We start from the raw sequence: 20,196 nt of genomic DNA, 5'->3' as shown, positions 1-20,196 counted from the left end.
GCGCTCAAGGCCGCAGCCCTTCGGGCGCTTCCCGCCGCGACGCCGCATCGGCGCGGCGGTTTCCCGACAGACGCGGATTGAACGCCGCATGCAGGGCATCGCTCAGCAGATTGAGCGCCAGCACCGTCAGCGCGATCGCCGAGCCGGGCACCGCGATCATGTACCACGCGGTGCGCAGCGCCTCGCGCCCGGTGCCGACCATGGAACCCCAGCTCACCACGTTCGGATCGCCGAGCCCGAGAAACGACAGCGCCGCTTCGGAGAGGATTGCATTGGCGACGAGCAGTGCCGTCGAAACGAGGATCGGCGTCAGCGCGTTGGGCAGGATCTCGATGAAGATCAGATGCGCATCGCTCGCGCCGAGCGCCACGCTCGCGCGGACGAACTCGCGCTCGCGCAGCACGATGAACTCGCCGCGCGTCAGCCGCGCGATGCTCGGCCACGCGGTCACGCCGAGCGCGAACACGATCGTCGCGAGCGACGGCGTGAGAATCGCGACGAGGATGATGGCGAGCAGAAACGGCGGCACGGTCTGGAAGAACTCGGTGAGCGCCATCAGCGCCTGATCGGTCACGCCGCCGAAGTAGCCCGCGACACCGCCGATCAGCACGCCCAGCACGAGCGCGATGACCGCGACCGTCGCGCCCACGTACAGCGAGACGCGCGCGCCGTGGAACAGCCCGGCGAGCAGGTCGCGGCCCATCAGGTCGGTGCCGAGCGGATACGCGTGATCGGCGCCGGGCCATTGATAGGGCGCGGCGACCATGTCGAGCGGATCGCCGGGAAAGAGCCAGTTGGCCGAGAGCGCTGCGGCGAGCGCCAGCGCGAGCAGGATCGCCCCGACGAGCGCGGAAGGCTGGCGCAGGAAATGAAGCGGTTTCATCGGTTCGATCTCGTGCGTGGATCGACGAGTCCGTAGAGCAGATCGACGATCAGATTGAGCAGGACCACCAGAAAGGCCGAAAGTAGCAGCACGCCGACCAGCAGATTGACGTCGCGGCTCTTGATGGCCTCGAACGACAGTTGCCCGAGCCCCGGCCAGCCGAACACCGTCTCGACGATCACCGAGCCGCCGATCAGCGCGCTGCCCTGCAGGCCGAGCATCGTGAGCACCGGCAGCACCGCGTGGCGCAGCGCGTGATGCGTCGTCAGGTACCATGGCCGGCCGCCTTTCGCGCGCGCGGTGCGGATGAAGTCCTCCTGCAGCGTCTCGATCATCGAGGCCCGCGCGAGCCGCGCAAAGATGGCGACGTAATACAGCACGAGCGTCGCGGCGGGCAGCACGAGATGGCGCAGATGATCGACGAGAAGCGCGACGCCGCGATGCGCGACGTTGGTGTCGGCGACGCCGCCGATCGGCAGCCATTCCAGATGCACGCCGAAGACCACGATCAGCATCAGCGCGGTCCAGAACATCGGCGCGGAATAGCCGATGGTCGCGAGCGTGGACACGAGCGTATCCACGAGGCCGTGCGGGCGGCGGGCCGCGAGCACGCCGAGCAGCAGCCCGAGGCTCACGGAAACGGCGAGCGCCGTGCCGATCAGCGCGAGCGTGGCTGGCAGGCGCGCGAAGATCAGCGTAGCGACCGGCTCGCCGAAGCGAAACGAGAAGCCGAGATCGAGCCGGATCGCATGCCCGACATAGTGCAGCAACTGCCACGCGACGCCCTGATCCAGCCCATATGCCGCGCGCAATTGCGCGACGTATTGCGGCGACACGTTGCCGCTCTCGCTCGCGATGACATCGACGAGATCGCCGGGCATCAGTTTGAGCAGCACGAAATTGAGCACCGTGGTGCCGAGCAGCACGAGCACGAGCTGAAGCAGCCTGCGCCCGATCCTGCGTGCCGCGAGCGCCGATGTGAGCCGCATGGCGATCACGCCTCTTCGAACCAGACCCGCGCGAAGTTCGCGCGCGAGTGGCTGGCGGTGTCGGTGACATTGCGCAGGTTCTTCGCCCATACGCCGAACCAGCGGAACTCGAACAGATTGATGAGCGAGAGGTCGCGCTGCGCGATCTTCTGCAACTGGACGTAGAGCTCACGCCGCCTGGCCGGATCGGTTTCGGTCTGCGCCGCCTCGATCACGCGGTCCATTTCGGGGCTTGCGTAGCCGGAAGCGTTGAACCACGGCGTGCCGTTGGACGCCGCCTTCGACCAGTAATGCTGCTCGATGCCGATCTGCGGATCGAGACCGTCCGTGCCCCAGCTGCTGATGAGCTGAAAGTTGTAATCGGTGAAGACGTTCTTGATCCAGGTCGGCAGATCCTGCCCGCGCAGATTCACGTCGATGCCGACGCGGCGCAGCGCCTGACGCACGAACTCGCCGGTGCGCCGGTAGTCGTCGCCATACGGGATGAAATCGTGATCGAGCCTGAAGCGCCAGCCGTCCGCCTTCTTCGGGAAGCCGGCCTTGTCGAGCAGTGCCTCGGCGCGCTTCGGATCGTAGGGATATTGCTGCGTATCCTGCGTATAGAACGCCTTCACCAGCGACGACTCCGGCCCCGTCGCGGGCACCGCGTAGCCGCCCCAGACGGTCTTGACCAGCACGTCACGGTTGATCGCATGCGCGATGGCCTGACGCACTTCGAGCTTGCCGAGGATCGGATCGCGCAGATTCGGTTCGAGCCACAGCCACGCCGCATAGCCGTTATAGCCTTCGCGCGAGACGACGAGATTGGGCAGCTTCGCGAGCCGGTCCGCATCGGCGAAGGTCACGGGGTTGCGCTCGCCGTATTGCGCCGCGCCGGTTTCGAGCGCGGTTGCGCGGCCCGAGACGTCCGGTGTGATCTTCCACGTGATGCGGTCGAGATAGGGCTGGCCGGGCGCCCAGTATTTCTCGAAACGGTCGAGCACGATGCGGTCGCCGCGCGCCCATTCGGTGAACTTGAACGGACCCGTGCCGACCGGCTTGTTGTTGTACGGATTGTTGCGGATGTCCGTGTTCTCGTAGAGACGCTTCGGCAGGATCGGCGTGCCGAGCGAATCGAGGATGCCGAACGTCGCGGGCGTCGATTTCGACAGATGCAGCACGACCGTATGCGCGTCCGGCGTGTCGATCTTCGTCAGGTATTGCAGCACGCGCCGCGACGCCGGGCTGATCTTCAGCCACACTTCCTCGGCGGAGAATTTCACGTCGGCTGAAGTGAAGGGCTGGCCGTCGTGCCAGAGCGCGTTGCGCCGCAGCCTGAAGGTCCATGCGAGGCCGTCCTGCGAGACGTTCCAGCTTTCCGCGAGTTGCGGACGCGGTTTCAGGTCGGGGCCGTACTCGACGAGACCATCGAAGACCTTGCTCGCCACCGCGCCGATCATCGTCGCGGAGTTGACGAAGAACGCGAGCGTCGGCGGTTCCGGATGAATGACCGCCGTGAGCGCGCCGCCGCGCTTCGCGCCGTTGAGCGTGATCGGCGTCGTTTCGGTCGCGGCCCAGGCGTTGCCCGTGAACACGAACGGCGTCGCCGCGCCCGCGAGCAGCGCGCCCGCGCCCTTGAGCAGTCTGCGCCGTTTCAGATCGGCCACCGCGGCGCCCAGCGGATCATCGCGGAACAGAAGCGGCGAGGTTGAGTTCGGCTGCGGCTTGCTCTTCAAAGTCACGATCAGTTTTCCTTGTGTCGGATGAGAACGGCGCGTGCGACGACGGCACCGCGTCGATCAGCGCGCGCGTGTAGGTGTGTTGCGGCGAAGTCCAGATGGCGGCGTGATCCCCGCTTTCGACGATGCGTCCCGCCTGCATGACCAGCACCCGATCGGCGATATAGCGGACCACCGAAAGATCGTGCGAGACGAAAAGCAGCGCGAGGTTGAGCTCGTGCTTGAGATCGGCGAGCAGATCGAGAATCTGCGCCTGAATGGAGACATCGAGCGCGGACACGGGCTCGTCGCAGATGACGAGCTCCGGCCTCAGCACGAGCGCGCGCGCAATGCCGATGCGTTGCCGCTGCCCGCCGGAGAACTCGTGCGGATAGCGGCGCAGCGCGGACGCCGGCAGGCCGACCGCGTCGACGATGCGGCAAATCCTGTCGTGCCGCTCGCGCCGGTTCGACACGCCGTGGATGGCCAGCGCATGACCGAGCGTGCGTTCGACGGTATGACGCGGATTGAGCGAGCCGTACGGGTCCTGAAAGATCATCTGCACACGCCGGCGATACGGCCGCAATGCGCGCCGTCCGCGATGCGTGACGTCTTCGCCATCGAACACGATGCGGCCGTCCGCCGGCTCGACGAGCCGCGTGAGCGCGCGCGAAAGCGATGACTTGCCGCATCCCGATTCGCCGACGAGTCCCACGGTCTCGCCTGCGCGAATCTCGAAGCTGACGCCGTCCACGGCGCGCACGCCATGGTAATCGACGCGCACGTCGCGGGCTTCCAGCAGCACGCGCGCGGGCGTGCCGGCGGCGGGCCGTGGCGCGACGCGCGGGGCGTGCGTGAGGCGCGCATCGCGATAATGCAGCCCCGCGCCGAAGTGCAGCGACGCGCCGAGCAGCGCGCGCGTGTATGGCTGCGAAGGCTTCGCGAAGAGTCGCCTGCTCGGGGCTTCCTCGACTTTCGCGCCGTCCTTCATCACGACGACGCGATCCGCCCAGCGCCCGACCACGCCGAGATCGTGCGTGATGAGCAGCACGGCCATCGACAGTTCGCGCCGCAGCCGGTCGATCAGTTCGAGAATCTGCGCCTGGATGGTGACGTCGAGCGCGGTGGTCGGTTCGTCGGCGATCAGGAGGCCGGGCCGGCACGCGACCGCGATGGCGATCATCACGCGTTGCCGCTGCCCGCCCGACAGTTGATGCGGATAGTGCGAAAAGCGCCGTTGCGGCTCGGGCAGGCGCACGAGTTCGAGCAGTTCGAGCGCTTCCTTGCGCGCGCTGTGCGCCGACTTCGGCCGATGCAGCGTCAACGCTTCGGCGACCTGTCTGCCGATGGGCTGAAGCGGGTTCAGCGAGGTCATCGGCTCCTGAAAGATCATGCTGATGCGGTTGCCGCGCAGCGCGCTCCATTCACGCTCGCTTTGCCCGAAAAGCGATTTTTCTTCGAAGCGGATCGCGCCTTGCACGCGCGCACGGCCGGGCAGCAGGCCCATCGTCGCGAGTGCGATGGTCGATTTCCCGCTTCCCGATTCGCCGACGAGCGCGACGATCTCGCCGCGCGCGATCGTCAGATCGAAGGGACGAACCGCAGCATGTCCGCCGAAGGACACGCTCAACCGGTCGATCCGGAGCAGGGGCGTCGCGGCGCTCATGTCGCCTGCCCGGAAAGATCGCGGAATGCGGCGCCCGTGTGACGCGCCCCGAGCCGCGCGCCGCCGCCGAAGAGCTTCTGGCGCAGCGTGCCCTCTGCATACGCCGTCTTGTAGATGCCGCGCGACTGCAATTCGGGAATGACCAGGTCTATGAAATCCTCGTAGCTTTCCGGCGTCACCGTGCGCGTGAGATTGAAGCCGTCGATGCCCGCTTCGTCGACCCAGGATTGCAGCACGTCGGCCACCTGAACCGGATCGCCGACGATCGTCGTGTAGCGTCCGCCCAGTTGCATCTGATCGAGCAGATGGCGCACGGTGACGCCGCGCTTGCCGTCGGTCACGCGCTGCACCGATGATTCGATGCCGCGCCCCTTGTGGCCGCCGGGCGGCGCGAGTTCATCGTCGGGCGCGTAGGTCGAGTAGTCGATGCCGCTGCCCGCCGCGAAGTGCGCCAGTCCCGCCTCGGGGCTGGCATAGCGCGCATATTCGGCGAACTTCTCTTCGGCTTCGCGCTGCGTGCGGCCGACCACGACGGTGATGCCCATGATGATCTTCAGGTCGTCCGGAGCGCGCCCGGCTTCCACGGCTTGCGCGCGCAGCGTATCGACGAGCTTGCGCGTGCCTTCCCTGCTCTGGCTCGACACGAACACGCATTCGGCGTGACGTACCGCGAACGCCTGGCCGCGCCCCGACGATCCCGCCTGGAACAGCACCGGCGTGCGTTGCGGCGAGGGCTCGCATAGGTGATAGCCTTCGACGTCGTAATAGCGCCCGTGATGCTGCAGCTTGCGGATTTTCGACGGATCGGCGAATACGCGTCCTTCGCGGTCGCGCAGCACCGCGCCGTCCTGCCAGCTTCCTTCCCATAGCTTGTAGAGCACGTCGAGATATTCGTCGGCGCGGTCGTAGCGCTCGTCGTGCGCGATCATCTCGGCGCCGCCCATCGCGCGCGCGGCGCTGTCGAGATAGCCCGTCACGATGTTCCAGCCGATGCGCCCTTCGGTCAGATGATCGAGCGTCGAGAAGCGCCGCGCGAGCAGATAGGGCGCCTCGTACGTCAGATTCACCGTGATGCCGAAGCCCAGATTTTGCGTGGCGGCGGCCATCGCGGAGACGAGCATCATGGGATCGTTGACGGGCAACTGCACCGATTCCTTCAGCGTGACATCGACCGATTTCCCATAGATGTCGTACACGCCGACGATATCCGCGATGAATAGCCCGTCGAACAAACCACGTTCCAGCAGCTTCGCGAGATCGGTCCAGTACGAGAGCTTTCGATAGTCCGTCGAACGATCGCGAGGATGGGTCCAGAGGCCATGATTGATATGGCCGACGCAGTTCATGTTGAACGCGTTCAGAATGATTTGCTTCTTGCTCATGGGAAGGGGCGTGGGGCGAACGATGGAATAGTCAGGCCACGCCGATGCGCCATTGCCCCGGCGGCAGCGTGCCGTTCACGGCGAAGTCGCCGACGATGCGGTCCTTGTAGATGCGCGGGTTATGCGAGGCGATGGTGCGCGCGTTGCGCCAGTAGCGGTCGAGTCCGGAGGCGCGCAGCGTCGCGGAAGCGCCGAGCGCGTCGAACACGTTCGCGCTCGCATCGAGAATGAGCTGCGAGGCGACCGTCTGCGCCTGCCAGATCTCGATTTCGGTTTCCGCGATGACCGCAAGCGCGTCGGGCTTGTCGAACGACGTCACGGCGCGTTCGAGCGCGCGCGCCGCCTGCGCGACGATCGCGCCTGCCGTCCATGCGTGCGCGCGGGCGCGGCCGACCACCTGCAACAGTTGCGGGTCTTCGGCGGCGCGCGTGCTCACCGCGTGGCTATAGCTGCGCTTGCGCGCGGCGATGGCGGCGGCGGCATCGTTCGCCACGGCGCGGCCGATGCCCGCGAGCGTGGCCAGATGCACGAGCTGATAGAACGCTTCGGAGTAGGGAAATGGGGCGCGGCCCGCGACGATCTCGCGTTCATCGACCTTCACGTCGTTGAAGCGGCTTGTGCCGCTCGCGGTGAGCCGCTGGCCCATGCCGTCCCAGTCGTCGATGACTTCCACGCCGTCCGTATGACGATCGACCGTGACGGAAACGGCTTCGTCGTTCGCATCCGTTGCGCCGACGTGGATCCAGTCGGCGAACAGCGACCCGGTCGTATAGAACTTCGCGCCGTTCAGATGCCAGCCGCTCGCGTTGCGCGTGAGACGCGTCGCGAACTGGCTTCGCGGCGCTTCGCCGGTTTCGGACCACGCCGCGCCGACGATGTCGCCTTTGGCGAGCCGCGCGAGCCATCGTTCGCGCCGTTCGGCGGGGCTGTCCAGCGCGTGCTCGGTGAAGCCGAAATGCGCGCGCAGCGCCTGCGTGATATTCGAATCGGCTTCCGACAATTCGATCAGCAGTTCGAACAATTCGACGATCCGAATGCCTTTGCCGCCATGCTCGCGCGGCACGCGCAGTGACGTGAAGCCGGCGTCACGCAGCCAGCCGATTTCATCGGCGGGAAGGCGGCGTTCGAGTTCGCGCGCCACGCTTTGTGCGCGGATGCGCGCGAACACGGGCCGAAAGCCTGCGGCGAGCGCGGCGTAGTTTTCCGTGGGGCCGGAGCCCCAGGCAGGGCCGACGGCTGCGTCGGAAGGCAGGGGTGCATTGCGATCGAAAGGCATGGTGCGTGGGCGTCATTCGTGAAAGCGTCGATTATCTGCAACGAATGCGCCAACGCTAAACGATGAATTCTCAGAAGCTAAGGCGAAAATTCGTCGCTTGCGTCTACGCCCGGCCCAATGCGAGGACTTGACCGATTGACGGTTCCACACCGACATGCCGAAAGCGATTGTTGGTCGCTATCCGTCACCGTTGCACGCGCTGTGCCGTCGCGACGGGCTTCCCATGACTGGCACGCTCCATGCCTTTTGAAGGTTGTGCCCGCCAACCGGCGGGTCACGCCACCGAAGGAGCGCTACGATGAATACGCTGAGCATCAAGGATCTGCCAATGACGAAAGAACTCGAACCCGAGACGCTCGCGAGCGTGCACGGCGGCATCGGCAGAACACCGCAACAGATTCAGGCGTGGGAACTCTCCGGCAAGCCCGCGACGTGGCAAGGCCTGGTGCTCGGCGACGACGGACGGCTGCATCCGCCGACGCCGTAATCCCCAAGGACAGCGTGAGCGCGTGATGAGTGCGCCGCGTCCGAAAGCACGCCGCGCGGCGCACGCATCCGCCTAGCTGTCGCGCGGCACCTCCGCACTGCCGCTGCTATAGAGCGGCGCCGTCTTCCCACCGGCGATGCTGTTCCCGATAGCCTGCAAGTCGATCGAAGGCGTTTTCGCGAGCAGCACATAGGCGAGCCGATTCGCGCGCCACGTGACCGTATTCATCTCCCCGACCCGACTCGATCGCACCGGCGCATCGCCCTCGTTTTCCTCGATCACGCACAGCGCCACCGGATCGCCGCGCTCCGGCAGATACACCATCTGCACGAGCGGACGATCGTGATAATTCAGGCGCTGCACGCGCTTGAACTTGAGGCCCGCCTGACGCAGATCGGGAACATCGACGGGCATGCCGTCGCGCTGATGGATATCGGCCATCACCTGTTCGGTGGTGGCTTTGTCTTCCCGGAGATTGGCGACCGTGTCGCGTCCGTAGAGCACCTGATAGTCCGCCACGCTCTGCACCCACGGATCGACACCCGGCTTCAACGGATTCACGCCGCTGAAATAACCCGTGAGCACGCCCGAGCAGATCGCGCCGGCGACGAAGGCCGCAGCCGCCCATTGCATCGAGAAGCGCCGGCTGCCGCCGCGTGGCGCGCTACGCTCCTGCGGCGCGCTGACGCTGACGAGCTCTTCGATGCGGCGCGTCAGGCTTTCCGGCACGGGCGGCACCGTCTGCCTGTCATACGCGGCACGATACGGCAGTACCGACGCCTGCAACGCCGCGGCCCGCGCCGCCAGTTCGTCCGAGTGCGCGATCGCTGCTTCGACTTCTCCGCGCTGCTCCGGCGACAGCTCGCCGTCCACATAGGCCATCAGCAGCGAATCATCGACATTCATCATAAGGATTCTCCTTTTCTAGCCGACGCTGGCGCCTGCACGCTGAATTTCTGACCGATCGTCAGCCGCGCGCGCGACAGCCGGCTCATGATCGTGCCGATGGGCACGTCGAGCACCTCGGCCGCCTCGCGGTAGCTCAGGCCTTCGATCGCCACCAGCACCATCACCACGCGCTGCGCTTCGGGCAACGCCTCGACGGCGTCGATCACCTGGCGATGCAGCAAATCCAGCTCCGGATTGCGCGCCGACGGGTCCGCGAACTGTTCGATTTCCTCGTCCTGCCAGTCCATGCTTCCGCGGTTGCGAATCGAACGGGCGCGCAATTCGTTCATCCACGTCGAATGCACGATCGAAAAAAGCCAACTGAGCGCCGACGTGCCCGGCTGAAGCTGACTGCGCCGCTCCAGCGCCCGCACGCAGGCCCGCTGCACGAGATCCTCGGCGTCGTGCGGGTTCTGCGTCAGCCGCAGCGCGAAGCGCCAGAGCCGCGGCAACAGCGTCGGCAGGACGGTCGGCAGGTCGTCGTCGTTCATCGGGGCAGCTCCTGAAATGGGCGCGCTCATGATTGACAACACTCCAGGCGGGAATCTATTCCACGAATTTTTCGCGTTTTTTTGCGGAATAAGCCGGCGAGGGCGGCTGTTTTCGGGTCACGGATCGCGCATCGAAGCGCTCTCGAACCACCGAATAGGAGACAGATCATGGAGACCCTCCTCGACCGCGCCCGGCAGGCAGGCATGGCGGTCATGCTGGACGCGTGCATCGGACGCGAACGTTTTCATAGCATAGTCGGTTCGGCCGCCACACTCGAACGATTTGCGCAGCTTTGCGAAACGCCGACGGTGAATCGCGACACGCTCATGAACTGGGCCGCGCTCTGCGAACGCGGAGACATGACGGCCGTCGAAGCGGCGATCCGGCAGGCGATCGGCGCATGAATCCGGGCTGATGCGTGTCGACGAAATACGCATCGAAGCATCGTCAATGATTCGTAATCCAAAGTAACGCGGGTAATCAACAGAAAGCTCGCAAACCGCGCTTCGCGATTCAACGCGACGCGCATCGACCTGTGCCGCAAGGCGCGCATTTTTCGGAGACTGACATGGCCGTGGATATGTTTCTCAAGCTGGGCGATATCAAGGGTGAATCTCAGGCGGTGGGTCACACCGATGAGATCGAGGTGCTGAGCTGGTCGTGGGGATGCTCGCAGACGGGCACGACGCACAGCGGCACGGGCGGCGGCACCGGGACCGCATCGGTGCAGGACCTGTCCATCAGCAAGTACGTCGACAAGAGTTCGCCCACCATCGTGCAGTCGTGCTGTCAGGGCGTGCACATGCCCGAAGCCGTGCTCACGTTGCGCAAGGCGGGCGGCAACGACCCGGTCGAGTATCTGAAGATCACGCTCAAGGAAGTGCTCATCAGCCGCCACTCGGTCGGCTCCGGCGGCGGAGATCAGATCGCCGAGAACGTCACGCTTAACTTCGCGCAGTTCTGCGTGGAGTATCAGCCGCAGGACAACAACGGCGCGAAGAAAGGCGGCGTGGTGACCGGCAAATGGAACATCCCGAAGAACACGGCGAATTGCGATTCCGGCCCGGGCGCGAGCCCCAGCTCGAGTTCGAGTTCCAGTTCGCGCTCGTCGTCGCCGAGGCCCTGATAGGCCATCTTCCGTTCAATGCTCATCGCGGATACCGCCATGAACTTCGCAGACATCGCAGCCTGGCTTACCGCCCTCGCGCCCGATGCGCCGTGCGGTGAGGACGAAGAGTACAGCCCCGAGTTCCGGGCGCTGGAAGCGGCGATCGCCGGCAAGCCCGACGCCCAGTATGGCGGCACCGTGATCGCCGCGACGCCGCCCGACTGGACGCTCGCCCGGTCGCTCTCGATCACCCTGCTCGAACGGACGCGCGATCTGCGGGTGGCCGTGCATTACACGCGCTCGGGCATGGTGCGGGAGGGCTTCGCCGGCCTCGCGTGCGGCCTCGCGCTGATCGAAGGTCTGCTCGATCAGCACTGGAACGGCGTGCATCCGCAACTCGATGCCAGCGACGGCGACGATCCGACCGCGCGGGTCAACGCGCTGTCGGCGCTCGTCGACGGCGCGGGGCTGGCGGGCGAGCTGCGCGACGTGCCCTTCGTCGCGCCGCGTGGCCAGCGCGGTTTCACGCTGCGCGATCTCGAAGTGCTCGCAGGTGAAGCACCGCTTCACGAAGGCGACGAGATGCCGACGCTCGCGGCCATCGATGCGGCGTTCGCGCAAGCCGGCATCGACGAAGGAAGGGCGATGTGCGAGGCGCTTTCGTCGGCGCGGGCCTCGCTCGCGAGCATCGAGAGTGCATTGACGGGGCGCGTGGGACCGTCGCGCGCGCTCGATTTCGGGCCGCTCGCGCGGCCGCTCCAACGCATCGGGGAGTTCGTGGCGGCGCACACGGGGGGAAGGGGAAGCGCGATGGAGACCGGCAGCAGTGAAGAGGGCGCGGGTTCCGGTACGGCGGCGCATGCCGCTGCCGCGGCGGGACCCGCCACGCCCCGGCGCATCGGGAGCGCGCGTGACGTGAGCGACGCGCTCGACGCGATCTGCGCGTACTACGCCGAATGTGAGCCATCGAGCCCGTTGCCGGTGTTGCTGCAACGCGCGCGCAGGCTGGTCGGCAAGAGTTTCATCGAAATCATCGAGGACGTCGCGCCGGACGGCGCGCATCAATTCAGGCATCTGGGCGGAGTCGTCTGACCCGGCTCGGGAAACAGTAAGGAAAGCAAATCATGGCCAAGGAAAGCAGTCAGAAATTCATCGCGCGCAATCGTGCGCCGCGCGTGCAGATCGAGTACGACGTCGAAGTCTACGGCTCGGAGAAGAAGGTCAACCTGCCCTTCGTGATGGGCGTGCTCGCGGACTTGTCGGGGCAGCCCGCCGAGCCGCTCGCGCCCGCCGCCGAGCGCAAGTTTCTCGAGATCGACGTCGACAACTTCGACGAACGTCTCAAGTCGATGAAGCCGCGCGTCGCCGTGCAGGTGCCGAACACGCTGACGGGCGACGGCAACGTCGCGGTCGATCTGACCTTCGAAAGCATGGACGACTTCACGCCCGCCGCGATCGCCCGCAAGGTCGAGCCGTTGCGGCAACTGCTGGAAGCGCGCACGCAACTGGCGAACCTCCTGACCTACATGGACGGCAAGACCGGCGCCGAAACGCTGATCGCCCGCCTGCTTGAAGAGCCCGCGCTGATGAAGGCGCTCGCCGCGCAGCCTCGCCCGAACGGCGACGAAGCCCAACCCACCACCGGAGCATGACACGATGAACGATCTCAGCCTCCAGCAACACACGCATGCGGCCGTGATGGAAGCGGCGCCCGAACTCGACGGTTTCTCCGCGCTGCTGCAAAAGGAATTCAAGCCGAAGTCCGAGCGCGCCCGCGACGCGGTGGAGAACGCGGTACGCACGCTCGCCGAGCAGGCATTGCGCGACACCGGCGTGATTTCCGGCGATGTCCTCGCGACCATCGAGGCGCTGATCGCGCAGATCGATCAGACGCTCACCGGGCAGATCAACCAGATCCTGCACAGCGAGCCGTTCCAGAAGGTCGAGAGCGCATGGCGCGGCCTGCACTATCTCGTGAACAACACGGAGACCGACGAGTCGCTGAAAATCCGCGTGCTCAACATCTCGAAGACGGAGCTGCACAGGACGCTGAAGAAGTATCGCGGCGTCGCGTGGGACCAGAGCCCGCTCTTCAAGAAGCTCTACGAGGAAGAGTACGGCCAGTTCGGCGGCGAGCCGTACGGCGCGCTGGTCGCGGATTATTACTTCGATCACAGCGGCCCCGATGTCGATCTCCTCACGCAGATCGCGAAGATCGCGGCGGCGGCGCACGCGCCGTTCATCGCGGGCGCGGACCCGGCCGCGCTCCTGATGGAATCCTGGCAGGAGCTTGCGAATCCGCGCGATCTGACCAAGATCTTCCAGACGCCCGAGCATGCCGCGTGGCGCTCGCTGCGCGATTCTGAAGATTCACGCTATATCGGCCTCGCGATGCCGCGCTTTCTCGCGCGTGCGCCCTACGGCGCGAAGACCGATCCGGTCGAGGCGTTCGATTTCGAGGAAGACACCGCCGGCGCGAACAGCAGCAAGTACGCGTGGGCGAACGCATCGTATGCGATGGCGGCGAACATCACGCGCTCGTTCAAGATGTCCGGCTGGTGCTCGCGTATTCGCGGCGTCGAATCGGGCGGCGCGGTCGAGGGGTTACCGGTGCACGCGTTCCCCACCGACGACGGCGGCATCGACATGAAATGCCCGACCGAGATCGCCATCAGCGACCGGCGCGAGGCCGAACTCGCCAGGAACGGCTTCATGCCGCTCGTGCACAAGAAGAACTCGGACTTCGCGGCATTCATCGGCGCGCAATCGCTGCACAAGCCGGCCGAATACGAAGATCCCGACGCCACCGCCAACGCGAACCTCGCGGCGCGGCTGCCGTATCTGTTCGCGTGCTGCCGCTTCGCGCACTACCTGAAGTGCATCGTGCGCGACAAGCTCGGCTCGTTCAGGGAGCGCGACGACATGGAGCGCTGGCTGCAGAACTGGATTCTCCAGTACGTCGACGGCGATCCCGCCCACTCTTCCGACGACACCAAGGCGCGCAAGCCGCTCGCCGACGCGCAAGTGATCGTGGAAGAAGTCGCGGGCAATCCGGGCTACTACACGTCGAAGTTCTTCCTGCGCCCGCATTACCAGCTCGAAGGTCTGACAGTGTCCCTGCGGCTCGTGTCGAAGCTGCCGACGGCGAAGGCCGCATGAGCATCCTCCCGTCCGTCCCGTCCGTCCTGTCCGTCGATCACGCCTGAAAGGAGCCGCTCATGTCCGAACCGTCCGCCCGGGACCGCCTGCAGCCATCGCTGCTGGACCGCCTGACTGATTTCGAGCCGCACGCGCGTCATGAATCCCGCGAGCGTCGCGTGATCTCGTCGCGCGCATTGCGTGACAGCGTGCAGCGCGACATCGGCTGGCTGCTGAACGCGAGCGGTCTCGGGGAGGATGGAGACGCGGCGAACCTGCCGCATGTCGCGGCGTCGGTGCTGAACTACGGTCTGCCGGACCTCGCGGGGCGCGATGTCGCCGCGCTCACGGCGGGCACGCTCGAGCGCCTGATCCGCGACGCGCTGTGGGCTTTCGAGCCGCGGCTCGCGCGCGAATCGGTGCGCGTGACGGCGGTCGGCGACGGCAAGGGCGGCGCGAAGACCGGCCATGTGATCCGCTTCGAGATCGAGGCGGACATGTGGTCCCAGCCGTATCCCGAGCGGCTTTTTCTGCGCACGGAGCTGGATCTCGAAGCGGGCGAGGTGCGCGTCGCCGACGCATCGACGACGCGCGCCGGAGCATCGGCCGGGGAGCAACTGGCATGAACCCCGCGTTCCTCAGGTACTACAGCCAGGAGCTCCAGCACGTGCGGGAGATGGGCGGTGAGTTCGCCGCCGCGTTTCCGAAGATCGCCGCGCGGCTCGCGCTGGACGGCGTCGAATGTGCGGACCCGTATGTCGAGCGCTTGCTGGAAGGCTTCGGCTTCCTCGCCGCGCGCGTGCAGATGAAGCTCGATGCCGAGTTTCCGCGCTTCACGCAGCATCTGCTGGAGCTGGCGTATCCGCACTATCTGGCGCCGACGCCGTCGATGGCGGTCGTTCAGCTTCACGCCGATCACGCGAACCCGCAACTCGCCGCCAGCGCCGACGGCATCGTCGTGCCGCGTCATACGGCGCTGCGCGGCATGCTCGACAAGTCCGCATCGACGCGCTGCGAATACCGCACCGCACATGCGCTGACGCTGTGGCCGGTCGGGATCGCGCAAGCGAAGTTCTTTACGCTCGCGGGCTCGCTCGACGCGTCGTCGCCGGTGTTTCCCGCGAACGTCAAGGCGGGCTTGCGCCTGCGCCTTCGCGCCACCGGCTCGCTCGGCTTCGACCGCCTTTCGCTCGATCGTCTCCCGCTGTACCTGCGCGGCCCCGACGGCCTGCCCGCGCGCCTGCACGAGCGTCTGCTCGCGCGTTGCGTCGGCGTCGCGGTCATGCAGCCGGGCGACGGCGCAAGCGCGGCAACCACGCTCGCGGTGCTGCCGAAGACCGCGCTGCGGCCGCTCGGTTTCGCCGAAGACGAGGCGCTTCTGCCGGTCGGCCAGCAATCGTTCGATGGCTACCGGCTGCTGCAGGAGTATTTCGCCTTCGCGCCGCGTTTCATGTTCGTCGAGTTGCACGGCTTGCGCGGCGCGCTGCGTCATTGCCGCGGCCAGGAAGCGGAGATCGTGATCCTGCTCGATCAGGCGGATGCGTCGCTGGAACGCGGCGTCGATGCATCGAACTTCGCGCTCGACTGCACGCCCGCCATCAACCTGTTTCGCCGCCGCACCGACCGCGTCGCGCTGTCGGACACGGAATTCGAGTATCACGTCGTGGTGGATCGCACGCGGCCGATGGACTACGAAATCCATCAGATCGACGAAGTCACCGGCTATGGCGCGGGCGCGGCCGCCGAGAAGCAGTATCGCCCGTTCCACTGCGCGAAGGATCTCGACATGCCGGGCGAGGGCGGCGCGTTTTATCAGCTGCGCCGCGAGGCGCGGCGCGCGTCGGTGCGGCAGCAGCAGAACGGCGCGCGCAGCAGCTATCTCGGCAGCGAAGCCTTCATCGCGCTGGTCGATGCGAACGCGCGCGAGGGCGGCGAAGTGCGGCAGCTCGGCATCGGCGCGTGGTGCACGAACCGCGATCTGCCGCTGTCGATGCCCATCGGCGCGGGCTCGACCGATTTCACGCTCGATGCCGAAGCGCCCGTCACCGCCGTGCGCTGCGTCGCCGGCCCGAGCCGGCCGCTGCCTTCGTTCGCCGAAGGGCCGGCGGCATGGCGGCTGCTCGATCATCTTTCGCTCAACTACGCGTCGCTCGTCGATACCAACGCCCAGGAAGGCGCCCGCGCGCTGCGCGAGCTGCTCGCGCTGTATTGCCCGGCCGACGACGCCGCCGCGCACCGGCAAGTCGAGGGCTTGAGTTCGGTGTCGTGCGCGCCGGTCGTGCGGCGCCTGCCCTCGCCGGGGCCGATCGTCTACGGGCGCGGCCTCGCGATCACGCTGCGCTTCGACGACGCCGCGTTCGAGGGCGCGAGCGCGTTCCTGCTCGGCGCGGTGCTCGCGCAGTTCTTCGCGCAGTACGTGTCGATCAATTCGTTCACCGAGACCCATGTCGCGTCGCTCGCGCGGGGTCCGCTCATGCAGTGGCCCGCGAGGACCGGACGATGCGCGACGCTCTGACCATCGACGGCGTGCTCGCGCGCGATGCCCGCCGCTTCGACTTCTTCCAGGCGCTGCGGCTGATCGAGCAGGCGCATGCGGATCGTCCGCGCCTCGGCCGGTCGCTGGCCGCGCGCGACGACGCCGTGCGCCTCTCGCAAGACCCGGAGCTGATCTTCCATCCGACGACGCTCGGCGACTACGTTCCGGGCGAGAGCGGACAGCCCGGCCGGCTCGCGGTGAATTTTCTCGGTTTGCTCGGACCGAACGGCCCGCTGCCGACGCATCTGACCGCCTATGTGCGTGAGCGCGCCCGCAACGCGAACGATCCGACGCTCGCGCGCTTTCTCGACGTGTTCCATCACCGCATGCTGTCGCTCTTCTATCGCGCATGGGCCGATGCCCAGCCGGTCGTGAGCGCCGACCGTCCGCACGACGATCGTTTCGCGGATTACGTCGGCAGCCTCTTCGGTCTGGGCGCGCCCGCGCTCGCCGGTCGCGATGCCGTGCCCGATTCCGCCAAGCGCCACTTCGCGGGCCTGCTCGCCGCGCCGACGCGCCATGCCGATGGACTGCGGCTGATCCTCGCGCGCTTCTTCGGCGTGAACGTGTCGATCGAGCCGTGGCGCGGCCACTGGATCGCGCTGCCGGACGACGCCTGCACGCGTCTCGGTGGTGCGCGGCTCGGTGTATCGACGGTCGTCGGCACACGGGTGTGGGACTGCCAGCACAAGTTCCGCATCGTGATCGGGCCGCTGCGCCTTGCGGATTTCGTGCGCTTCCTGCCCGACGGGACGAGCCTCGCGAAACTCTCCGACTGGGTCCGCAACTACGTGCGCGATCCGCTCGACTGGGACGTCGCGCTGCATCTGAAGCGCGAGGAAGTGCCGCCGCTGCGACTGCAAGGCAAGGCGATCGGCGGCGCACGGCTCGGCTGGAACACCTGGCTCACGAGCGGTGCGCCGGTCCATGACAACCATCGGGTCGTGATCGCCGGGCGGGCGGGAGCGAGCCACACGCAAGCCACAAGCAAGGAGACTTCTCATGACTGAAATCAGCCGCATGGCGTTGTTCGGCAAGCTCGATCCGCTTGCCTATCGCGCGATCGAAAACGGCGCGGCGTTCTGCAAGCTGCGCGGCAATCCGTATGTCGAGCTGGCGCACTGGGTGCATCAGATCCTGCTCGCGGCGGATTCGGACCTGCGCCGCCTCGTGCGTCATTTCGAGCTGGACGAGACCGCGCTCGAACGCGATCTGACCGCCGCGCTCGATCGCCTGCCGCGCGGCGCGAGCGCGGTGTCCGATATCTCCGCGCAAGTCGACGAAGCCGTCGAGCGCGGCTGGGTCTTCGGCTCGCTGATGTTCAACGCCGCGAAAGTGCGTACGGGGCATCTCGTGATCGGCATGTTGCGCACGCCGAACCTGCGCAATGCGCTCTACGCGCTCTCGCGCCAGTTCGAGAAAATCAGCTTCGATGCGCTGTCCGCGCGCTTCGACGCGCTGCTCGACGGCTCGCCGGAAGCGCGTGCCCAGCGCGCCGCCGAATCCGCCGCGCCGCCCGCGGAGAATGACGCGCTCGCCCGCTACACGGTCGATCTCACCGCCGAGGCGCGCGAGGGCAAGCTCGACGCCATCGTCGGACGTGACATGGAGATTCGCCAGGTCATCGACATTCTGATGCGGCGCCGGCAGAACAATCCGATCCTCACGGGCGAGGCGGGCGTCGGCAAGACGGCGGTGGTGGAAGGCTTCGCACAGCGCGTCGTCGCGGGCGAGGTGCCGCCCGCATTGCGCGACGCGGTCGTGCGCACGCTCGATGTCGGCTTGCTTCAGGCGGGCGCGAGCGTGAAAGGCGAGTTCGAAAACCGGCTCAAGCAGGTGATCGAAGCGGTGCAGGCGTCGCAAAATCCGGTGATTCTTTTCATCGACGAGGCGCATACGCTCGTCGGCGCGGGCGGTGCCGCCGGCACCGGAGACGCCGCCAACCTGCTCAAGCCCGCGCTCGCTCGCGGCACGCTGCGCACCATCGCCGCGACGACGTGGATCGAATACAAGAAGCACATCGAGAAAGACCCGGCGCTCACGCGGCGCTTTCAGGTCGTCAAGGTGCCGGAGCCGTCCGAGGAAAGCGCCATCGCGATGATGCGCGGCCTCGTGCGCAAGATGGAGCGGCATCACGGCGTGCAAGTGCTCGACGAGGCGCTGGAAGCCGCCGTGAAGCTCTCGCATCGCTTCATTCCGGCGCGCCAGTTGCCCGACAAGGCCGTGAGCCTGCTCGACACCGCCTGTGCGCGCGTCGCGGTGAGCCAGCAGGCGCTGCCGCCGGCCATCGACGATGCGAAGCGGCGCATCGAGACGTGGCAGACCGAAAGCGAAATCGTGGCGCGCGAGGCCGCGCTCGGCATCGACACGCAGGAACGCGCCGCCGATGTCGCCGCCCGGCTCGACGCCGAGCGCGCGCGCCTCGCCGAGCTGACCACGCGCTGGGACGCGGAGCGCGCGCTCGTCGCACGCATTCTCGCGGCGCGGCGGGCCATCGAGGAGGGCGGCGAAGCCGTGGCGCTGTCCGATCTGAAAGCGCTCACCGATGAACTCGCGCAACGTCAGGGCGAAGCGCCGCTCATCCTGCCGGGCGTGGATGCGCATGCGGTCGCATCGGTGGTGCAGGACTGGACCGGCATTCCCGTCGGCCGCATGGTCCGCGACGAAGCCGCGAGCGTGCTCGACCTTGCGGCGACGCTGAACCGCCGCATCGTCGGGCAGCATCACGCGATGGAGATGATCGCGCGCCGCGTGCAGACCGCGCGCGCGGGCCTCGACGATCCCTGCAAGCCGGTCGGCGTGTTCATGCTGGCGGGCACGTCGGGCGTCGGCAAGACCGAAACCGCGCTCGCGCTCGCCGAGGCGCTGTATGGCGGCGAGGACAACGTCATCACCGTGAACATGAGCGAGTATCAGGAGGCGCACACGGTGTCGCTGTTGAAGGGCGCGCCGCCGGGATACGTCGGCTACGGCGAAGGCGGCGTGCTCACCGAGGCGGTGCGGCGGCGTCCGTACAGCGTCGTGCTGCTCGACGAATTCGAGAAGGCGCATCCGGACGTGCACAAGCTCTTCTTTCAGGTCTTCGACAAGGGCCGCATGGAAGACGGCGAAGGCCGCGAGATCGACTTTTCCAACACGCTGATCCTGCTCACGACCAATGTCGGCACCGAGCTGATTACGCATCTGTGCGGCGGGCGCCAAATGCCTTCGCCCGACGAGATCGCGCGTGCGCTGCGCACGCCACTGCTCGACGCCTTTCCGCCCGCGCTGCTCGGGCGCGTCGCGGTGATCCCGTACTACCCGCTCGACGGCGCGATGCTCGATGCGGTGATCCGCCTGCAACTCGCGCGCATCGGGCGGCGCATCGCGGAGCAGCATCGCGTGAGCTTCGCCTTCGACGATGCCGTGGTCGGCCAGATCGCGCGGCGCTGCACGGAGTTCGCGAGCGGCGGCCGCATGATCGACGCGATCCTCACCAACACCTTGCTGCCGCGCGTGAGCGCGGAATTCCTCGGCCGTCTCGTCGATGGCCGCCGTGTCGGGAAAGTCGAAGTCGGCGTGTGCGACGGCGACTTCACCTATGCCTTCGATTGA

Annotated in this window: 18 protein-coding genes; 10 read left to right on the top strand and 8 right to left on the bottom strand. The window is 66.8% G+C overall.

Annotated features, from left to right (window positions below; all coding sequences use genetic code 11):
- Positions 1–4 precede the first annotated feature (4 nt).
- Genes AWB75_RS27980 through AWB75_RS27955 form a run of 6 tightly spaced genes read right to left on the bottom strand, consistent with a single transcriptional unit; the run spans position 5 to position 7,893 of the window.
- The gene (locus tag AWB75_RS27980; protein ID WP_061127263.1) at positions 5–883 is read right to left on the bottom strand and encodes an ABC transporter permease; all 879 of its coding nucleotides are present in this window, start codon (positions 881–883) and stop codon (positions 5–7) included.
- A complete protein-coding gene (locus tag AWB75_RS27975) occupies positions 880–1,872 on the bottom strand; it encodes an ABC transporter permease (RefSeq protein WP_061127279.1) in 993 nt (330 codons plus the stop codon). The genes AWB75_RS27980 and AWB75_RS27975 overlap by 4 nt, the downstream gene beginning before the upstream one ends.
- A gap of 5 nt (positions 1,873–1,877) precedes the next feature.
- Positions 1,878–3,593, bottom strand: coding sequence for an ABC transporter substrate-binding protein (locus AWB75_RS27970; RefSeq protein ID WP_061127262.1), 1,716 nt, complete (start codon positions 3,591–3,593; stop codon positions 1,878–1,880).
- Positions 3,535–5,235 carry an ABC transporter ATP-binding protein gene (locus AWB75_RS27965; protein WP_061127261.1) on the bottom strand — a complete coding sequence of 567 codons (1,701 nt, stop codon included), beginning with the start codon at positions 5,233–5,235 and terminating at the stop codon, positions 3,535–3,537. Before AWB75_RS27965 ends, AWB75_RS27970 begins: the two co-directional genes overlap by 59 nt.
- Complete coding sequence (locus tag AWB75_RS27960; protein WP_061127260.1) at positions 5,232–6,617, bottom strand: LLM class flavin-dependent oxidoreductase; 1,386 nt, start codon at positions 6,615–6,617, stop codon at positions 5,232–5,234. Before AWB75_RS27960 ends, AWB75_RS27965 begins: the two co-directional genes overlap by 4 nt.
- Before the next feature lie 31 nt (positions 6,618–6,648).
- Positions 6,649–7,893: an acyl-CoA dehydrogenase family protein gene (locus tag AWB75_RS27955; protein ID WP_061127259.1), complete on the bottom strand. Its 1,245-nt coding sequence runs from the start codon at positions 7,891–7,893 to the stop codon at positions 6,649–6,651.
- A 298-nt stretch (positions 7,894–8,191) separates the two neighbouring features.
- On the opposite strand from AWB75_RS27955, the gene AWB75_RS27950 reads away from it, so the two are divergent.
- On the top strand, positions 8,192–8,380 hold the full coding sequence (locus tag AWB75_RS27950) for a hypothetical protein (RefSeq protein ID WP_061127258.1): 189 nt from the start codon (positions 8,192–8,194) through the stop codon (positions 8,378–8,380).
- 72 nt (positions 8,381–8,452) lie between these two features.
- Here the strand turns inward: AWB75_RS27950 and AWB75_RS27945 are convergent, their stop codons facing one another.
- Together AWB75_RS27945 and AWB75_RS27940 are read right to left on the bottom strand one after the other, a co-directional pair.
- Entirely contained in the window at positions 8,453–9,289 is an 837-nt protein-coding gene (locus tag AWB75_RS27945) for an anti-sigma factor family protein (RefSeq protein WP_235012273.1), read from the bottom strand.
- The gene (locus tag AWB75_RS27940; RefSeq protein WP_061127257.1) at positions 9,286–9,819 is read right to left on the bottom strand and encodes an RNA polymerase sigma factor; all 534 of its coding nucleotides are present in this window, start codon (positions 9,817–9,819) and stop codon (positions 9,286–9,288) included. The genes AWB75_RS27945 and AWB75_RS27940 overlap by 4 nt, the downstream gene beginning before the upstream one ends.
- 168 nt (positions 9,820–9,987) lie before the next feature.
- On the opposite strand from AWB75_RS27940, the gene AWB75_RS27935 reads away from it, so the two are divergent.
- The 9 genes from AWB75_RS27935 (at position 9,988) to tssH (ending at position 20,196) form a co-directional block, all read left to right on the top strand.
- Positions 9,988–10,224: a hypothetical protein gene (locus AWB75_RS27935; RefSeq protein WP_061127256.1), complete on the top strand. Its 237-nt coding sequence runs from the start codon at positions 9,988–9,990 to the stop codon at positions 10,222–10,224.
- A 164-nt stretch (positions 10,225–10,388) separates the two neighbouring features.
- On the top strand, positions 10,389–10,946 hold the full coding sequence (locus AWB75_RS27930; protein ID WP_327219964.1) for an Hcp family type VI secretion system effector: 558 nt from the start codon (positions 10,389–10,391) through the stop codon (positions 10,944–10,946).
- A 39-nt stretch (positions 10,947–10,985) separates the two neighbouring features.
- Complete coding sequence (gene tssA / locus AWB75_RS27925) at positions 10,986–12,020, top strand: type VI secretion system protein TssA (protein ID WP_087086932.1); 1,035 nt, start codon at positions 10,986–10,988, stop codon at positions 12,018–12,020.
- Between the two features lie 32 nt (positions 12,021–12,052).
- A complete protein-coding gene (tssB, locus tag AWB75_RS27920) occupies positions 12,053–12,580 on the top strand; it encodes a type VI secretion system contractile sheath small subunit (protein WP_061127254.1) in 528 nt (175 codons plus the stop codon).
- A 46-nt stretch (positions 12,581–12,626) separates the two neighbouring features.
- Positions 12,627–14,087: a type VI secretion system contractile sheath large subunit gene (gene tssC, locus AWB75_RS27915; protein WP_061127277.1), complete on the top strand. Its 1,461-nt coding sequence runs from the start codon at positions 12,627–12,629 to the stop codon at positions 14,085–14,087.
- Between the two features lie 59 nt (positions 14,088–14,146).
- On the top strand, positions 14,147–14,692 hold the full coding sequence (gene tssE, locus AWB75_RS27910; RefSeq protein ID WP_061127253.1) for a type VI secretion system baseplate subunit TssE: 546 nt from the start codon (positions 14,147–14,149) through the stop codon (positions 14,690–14,692).
- Positions 14,689–16,581: a type VI secretion system baseplate subunit TssF gene (gene tssF, locus AWB75_RS27905; protein ID WP_061127252.1), complete on the top strand. Its 1,893-nt coding sequence runs from the start codon at positions 14,689–14,691 to the stop codon at positions 16,579–16,581. Before tssE ends, tssF begins: the two co-directional genes overlap by 4 nt.
- Positions 16,566–17,612, top strand: coding sequence for a type VI secretion system baseplate subunit TssG (gene tssG / locus AWB75_RS27900; RefSeq protein ID WP_061127276.1), 1,047 nt, complete (start codon positions 16,566–16,568; stop codon positions 17,610–17,612). Before tssF ends, tssG begins: the two co-directional genes overlap by 16 nt.
- On the top strand, positions 17,605–20,196 hold the full coding sequence (gene tssH, locus AWB75_RS27895) for a type VI secretion system ATPase TssH (RefSeq protein WP_061127251.1): 2,592 nt from the start codon (positions 17,605–17,607) through the stop codon (positions 20,194–20,196). Before tssG ends, tssH begins: the two co-directional genes overlap by 8 nt.

Origin of the sequence: Caballeronia catudaia (assembly GCF_001544755.2) — a bacterium.
Taxonomy (GTDB): Bacteria; Pseudomonadota; Gammaproteobacteria; order Burkholderiales; family Burkholderiaceae; genus Caballeronia; species Caballeronia catudaia.
The sequence above is the reverse complement of the archived record's forward strand: the minus strand, read 5'-3'. Positions and strand labels throughout refer to the sequence as shown.

What these genes read in the sequence shown, in the direction of transcription:
- tssC (WP_061127277.1), top strand. Translation starts at nt 12,627, where the DNA reads ATGGAAGCGGCGCCCGAACTCGACGGTTTCTCCGCGCTGCTGCAAAAG.
- tssF (WP_061127252.1), top strand. Translation starts at nt 14,689, where the DNA reads ATGAACCCCGCGTTCCTCAGGTACTACAGCCAGGAGCTCCAGCACGTG.
- AWB75_RS27935 (WP_061127256.1), top strand. Translation starts at nt 9,988, where the DNA reads ATGGAGACCCTCCTCGACCGCGCCCGGCAGGCAGGCATGGCGGTCATG.
- AWB75_RS27950 (WP_061127258.1), top strand. Translation starts at nt 8,192, where the DNA reads ATGAATACGCTGAGCATCAAGGATCTGCCAATGACGAAAGAACTCGAA.
- AWB75_RS27975 (WP_061127279.1), bottom strand. Translation starts at nt 1,872, where the DNA reads ATGCGGCTCACATCGGCGCTCGCGGCACGCAGGATCGGGCGCAGGCTG.
- AWB75_RS27930 (WP_327219964.1), top strand. Translation starts at nt 10,389, where the DNA reads ATGGCCGTGGATATGTTTCTCAAGCTGGGCGATATCAAGGGTGAATCT.
- AWB75_RS27960 (WP_061127260.1), bottom strand. Translation starts at nt 6,617, where the DNA reads ATGAGCAAGAAGCAAATCATTCTGAACGCGTTCAACATGAACTGCGTC.
- tssE (WP_061127253.1), top strand. Translation starts at nt 14,147, where the DNA reads ATGTCCGAACCGTCCGCCCGGGACCGCCTGCAGCCATCGCTGCTGGAC.
- tssB (WP_061127254.1), top strand. Translation starts at nt 12,053, where the DNA reads ATGGCCAAGGAAAGCAGTCAGAAATTCATCGCGCGCAATCGTGCGCCG.
- tssH (WP_061127251.1), top strand. Translation starts at nt 17,605, where the DNA reads ATGACTGAAATCAGCCGCATGGCGTTGTTCGGCAAGCTCGATCCGCTT.
- tssG (WP_061127276.1), top strand. Translation starts at nt 16,566, where the DNA reads ATGCGCGACGCTCTGACCATCGACGGCGTGCTCGCGCGCGATGCCCGC.
- AWB75_RS27940 (WP_061127257.1), bottom strand. Translation starts at nt 9,819, where the DNA reads ATGAACGACGACGACCTGCCGACCGTCCTGCCGACGCTGTTGCCGCGG.
- AWB75_RS27955 (WP_061127259.1), bottom strand. Translation starts at nt 7,893, where the DNA reads ATGCCTTTCGATCGCAATGCACCCCTGCCTTCCGACGCAGCCGTCGGC.
- AWB75_RS27965 (WP_061127261.1), bottom strand. Translation starts at nt 5,235, where the DNA reads ATGAGCGCCGCGACGCCCCTGCTCCGGATCGACCGGTTGAGCGTGTCC.
- AWB75_RS27945 (WP_235012273.1), bottom strand. Translation starts at nt 9,289, where the DNA reads ATGATGAATGTCGATGATTCGCTGCTGATGGCCTATGTGGACGGCGAG.
- AWB75_RS27980 (WP_061127263.1), bottom strand. Translation starts at nt 883, where the DNA reads ATGAAACCGCTTCATTTCCTGCGCCAGCCTTCCGCGCTCGTCGGGGCG.
- tssA (WP_087086932.1), top strand. Translation starts at nt 10,986, where the DNA reads ATGAACTTCGCAGACATCGCAGCCTGGCTTACCGCCCTCGCGCCCGAT.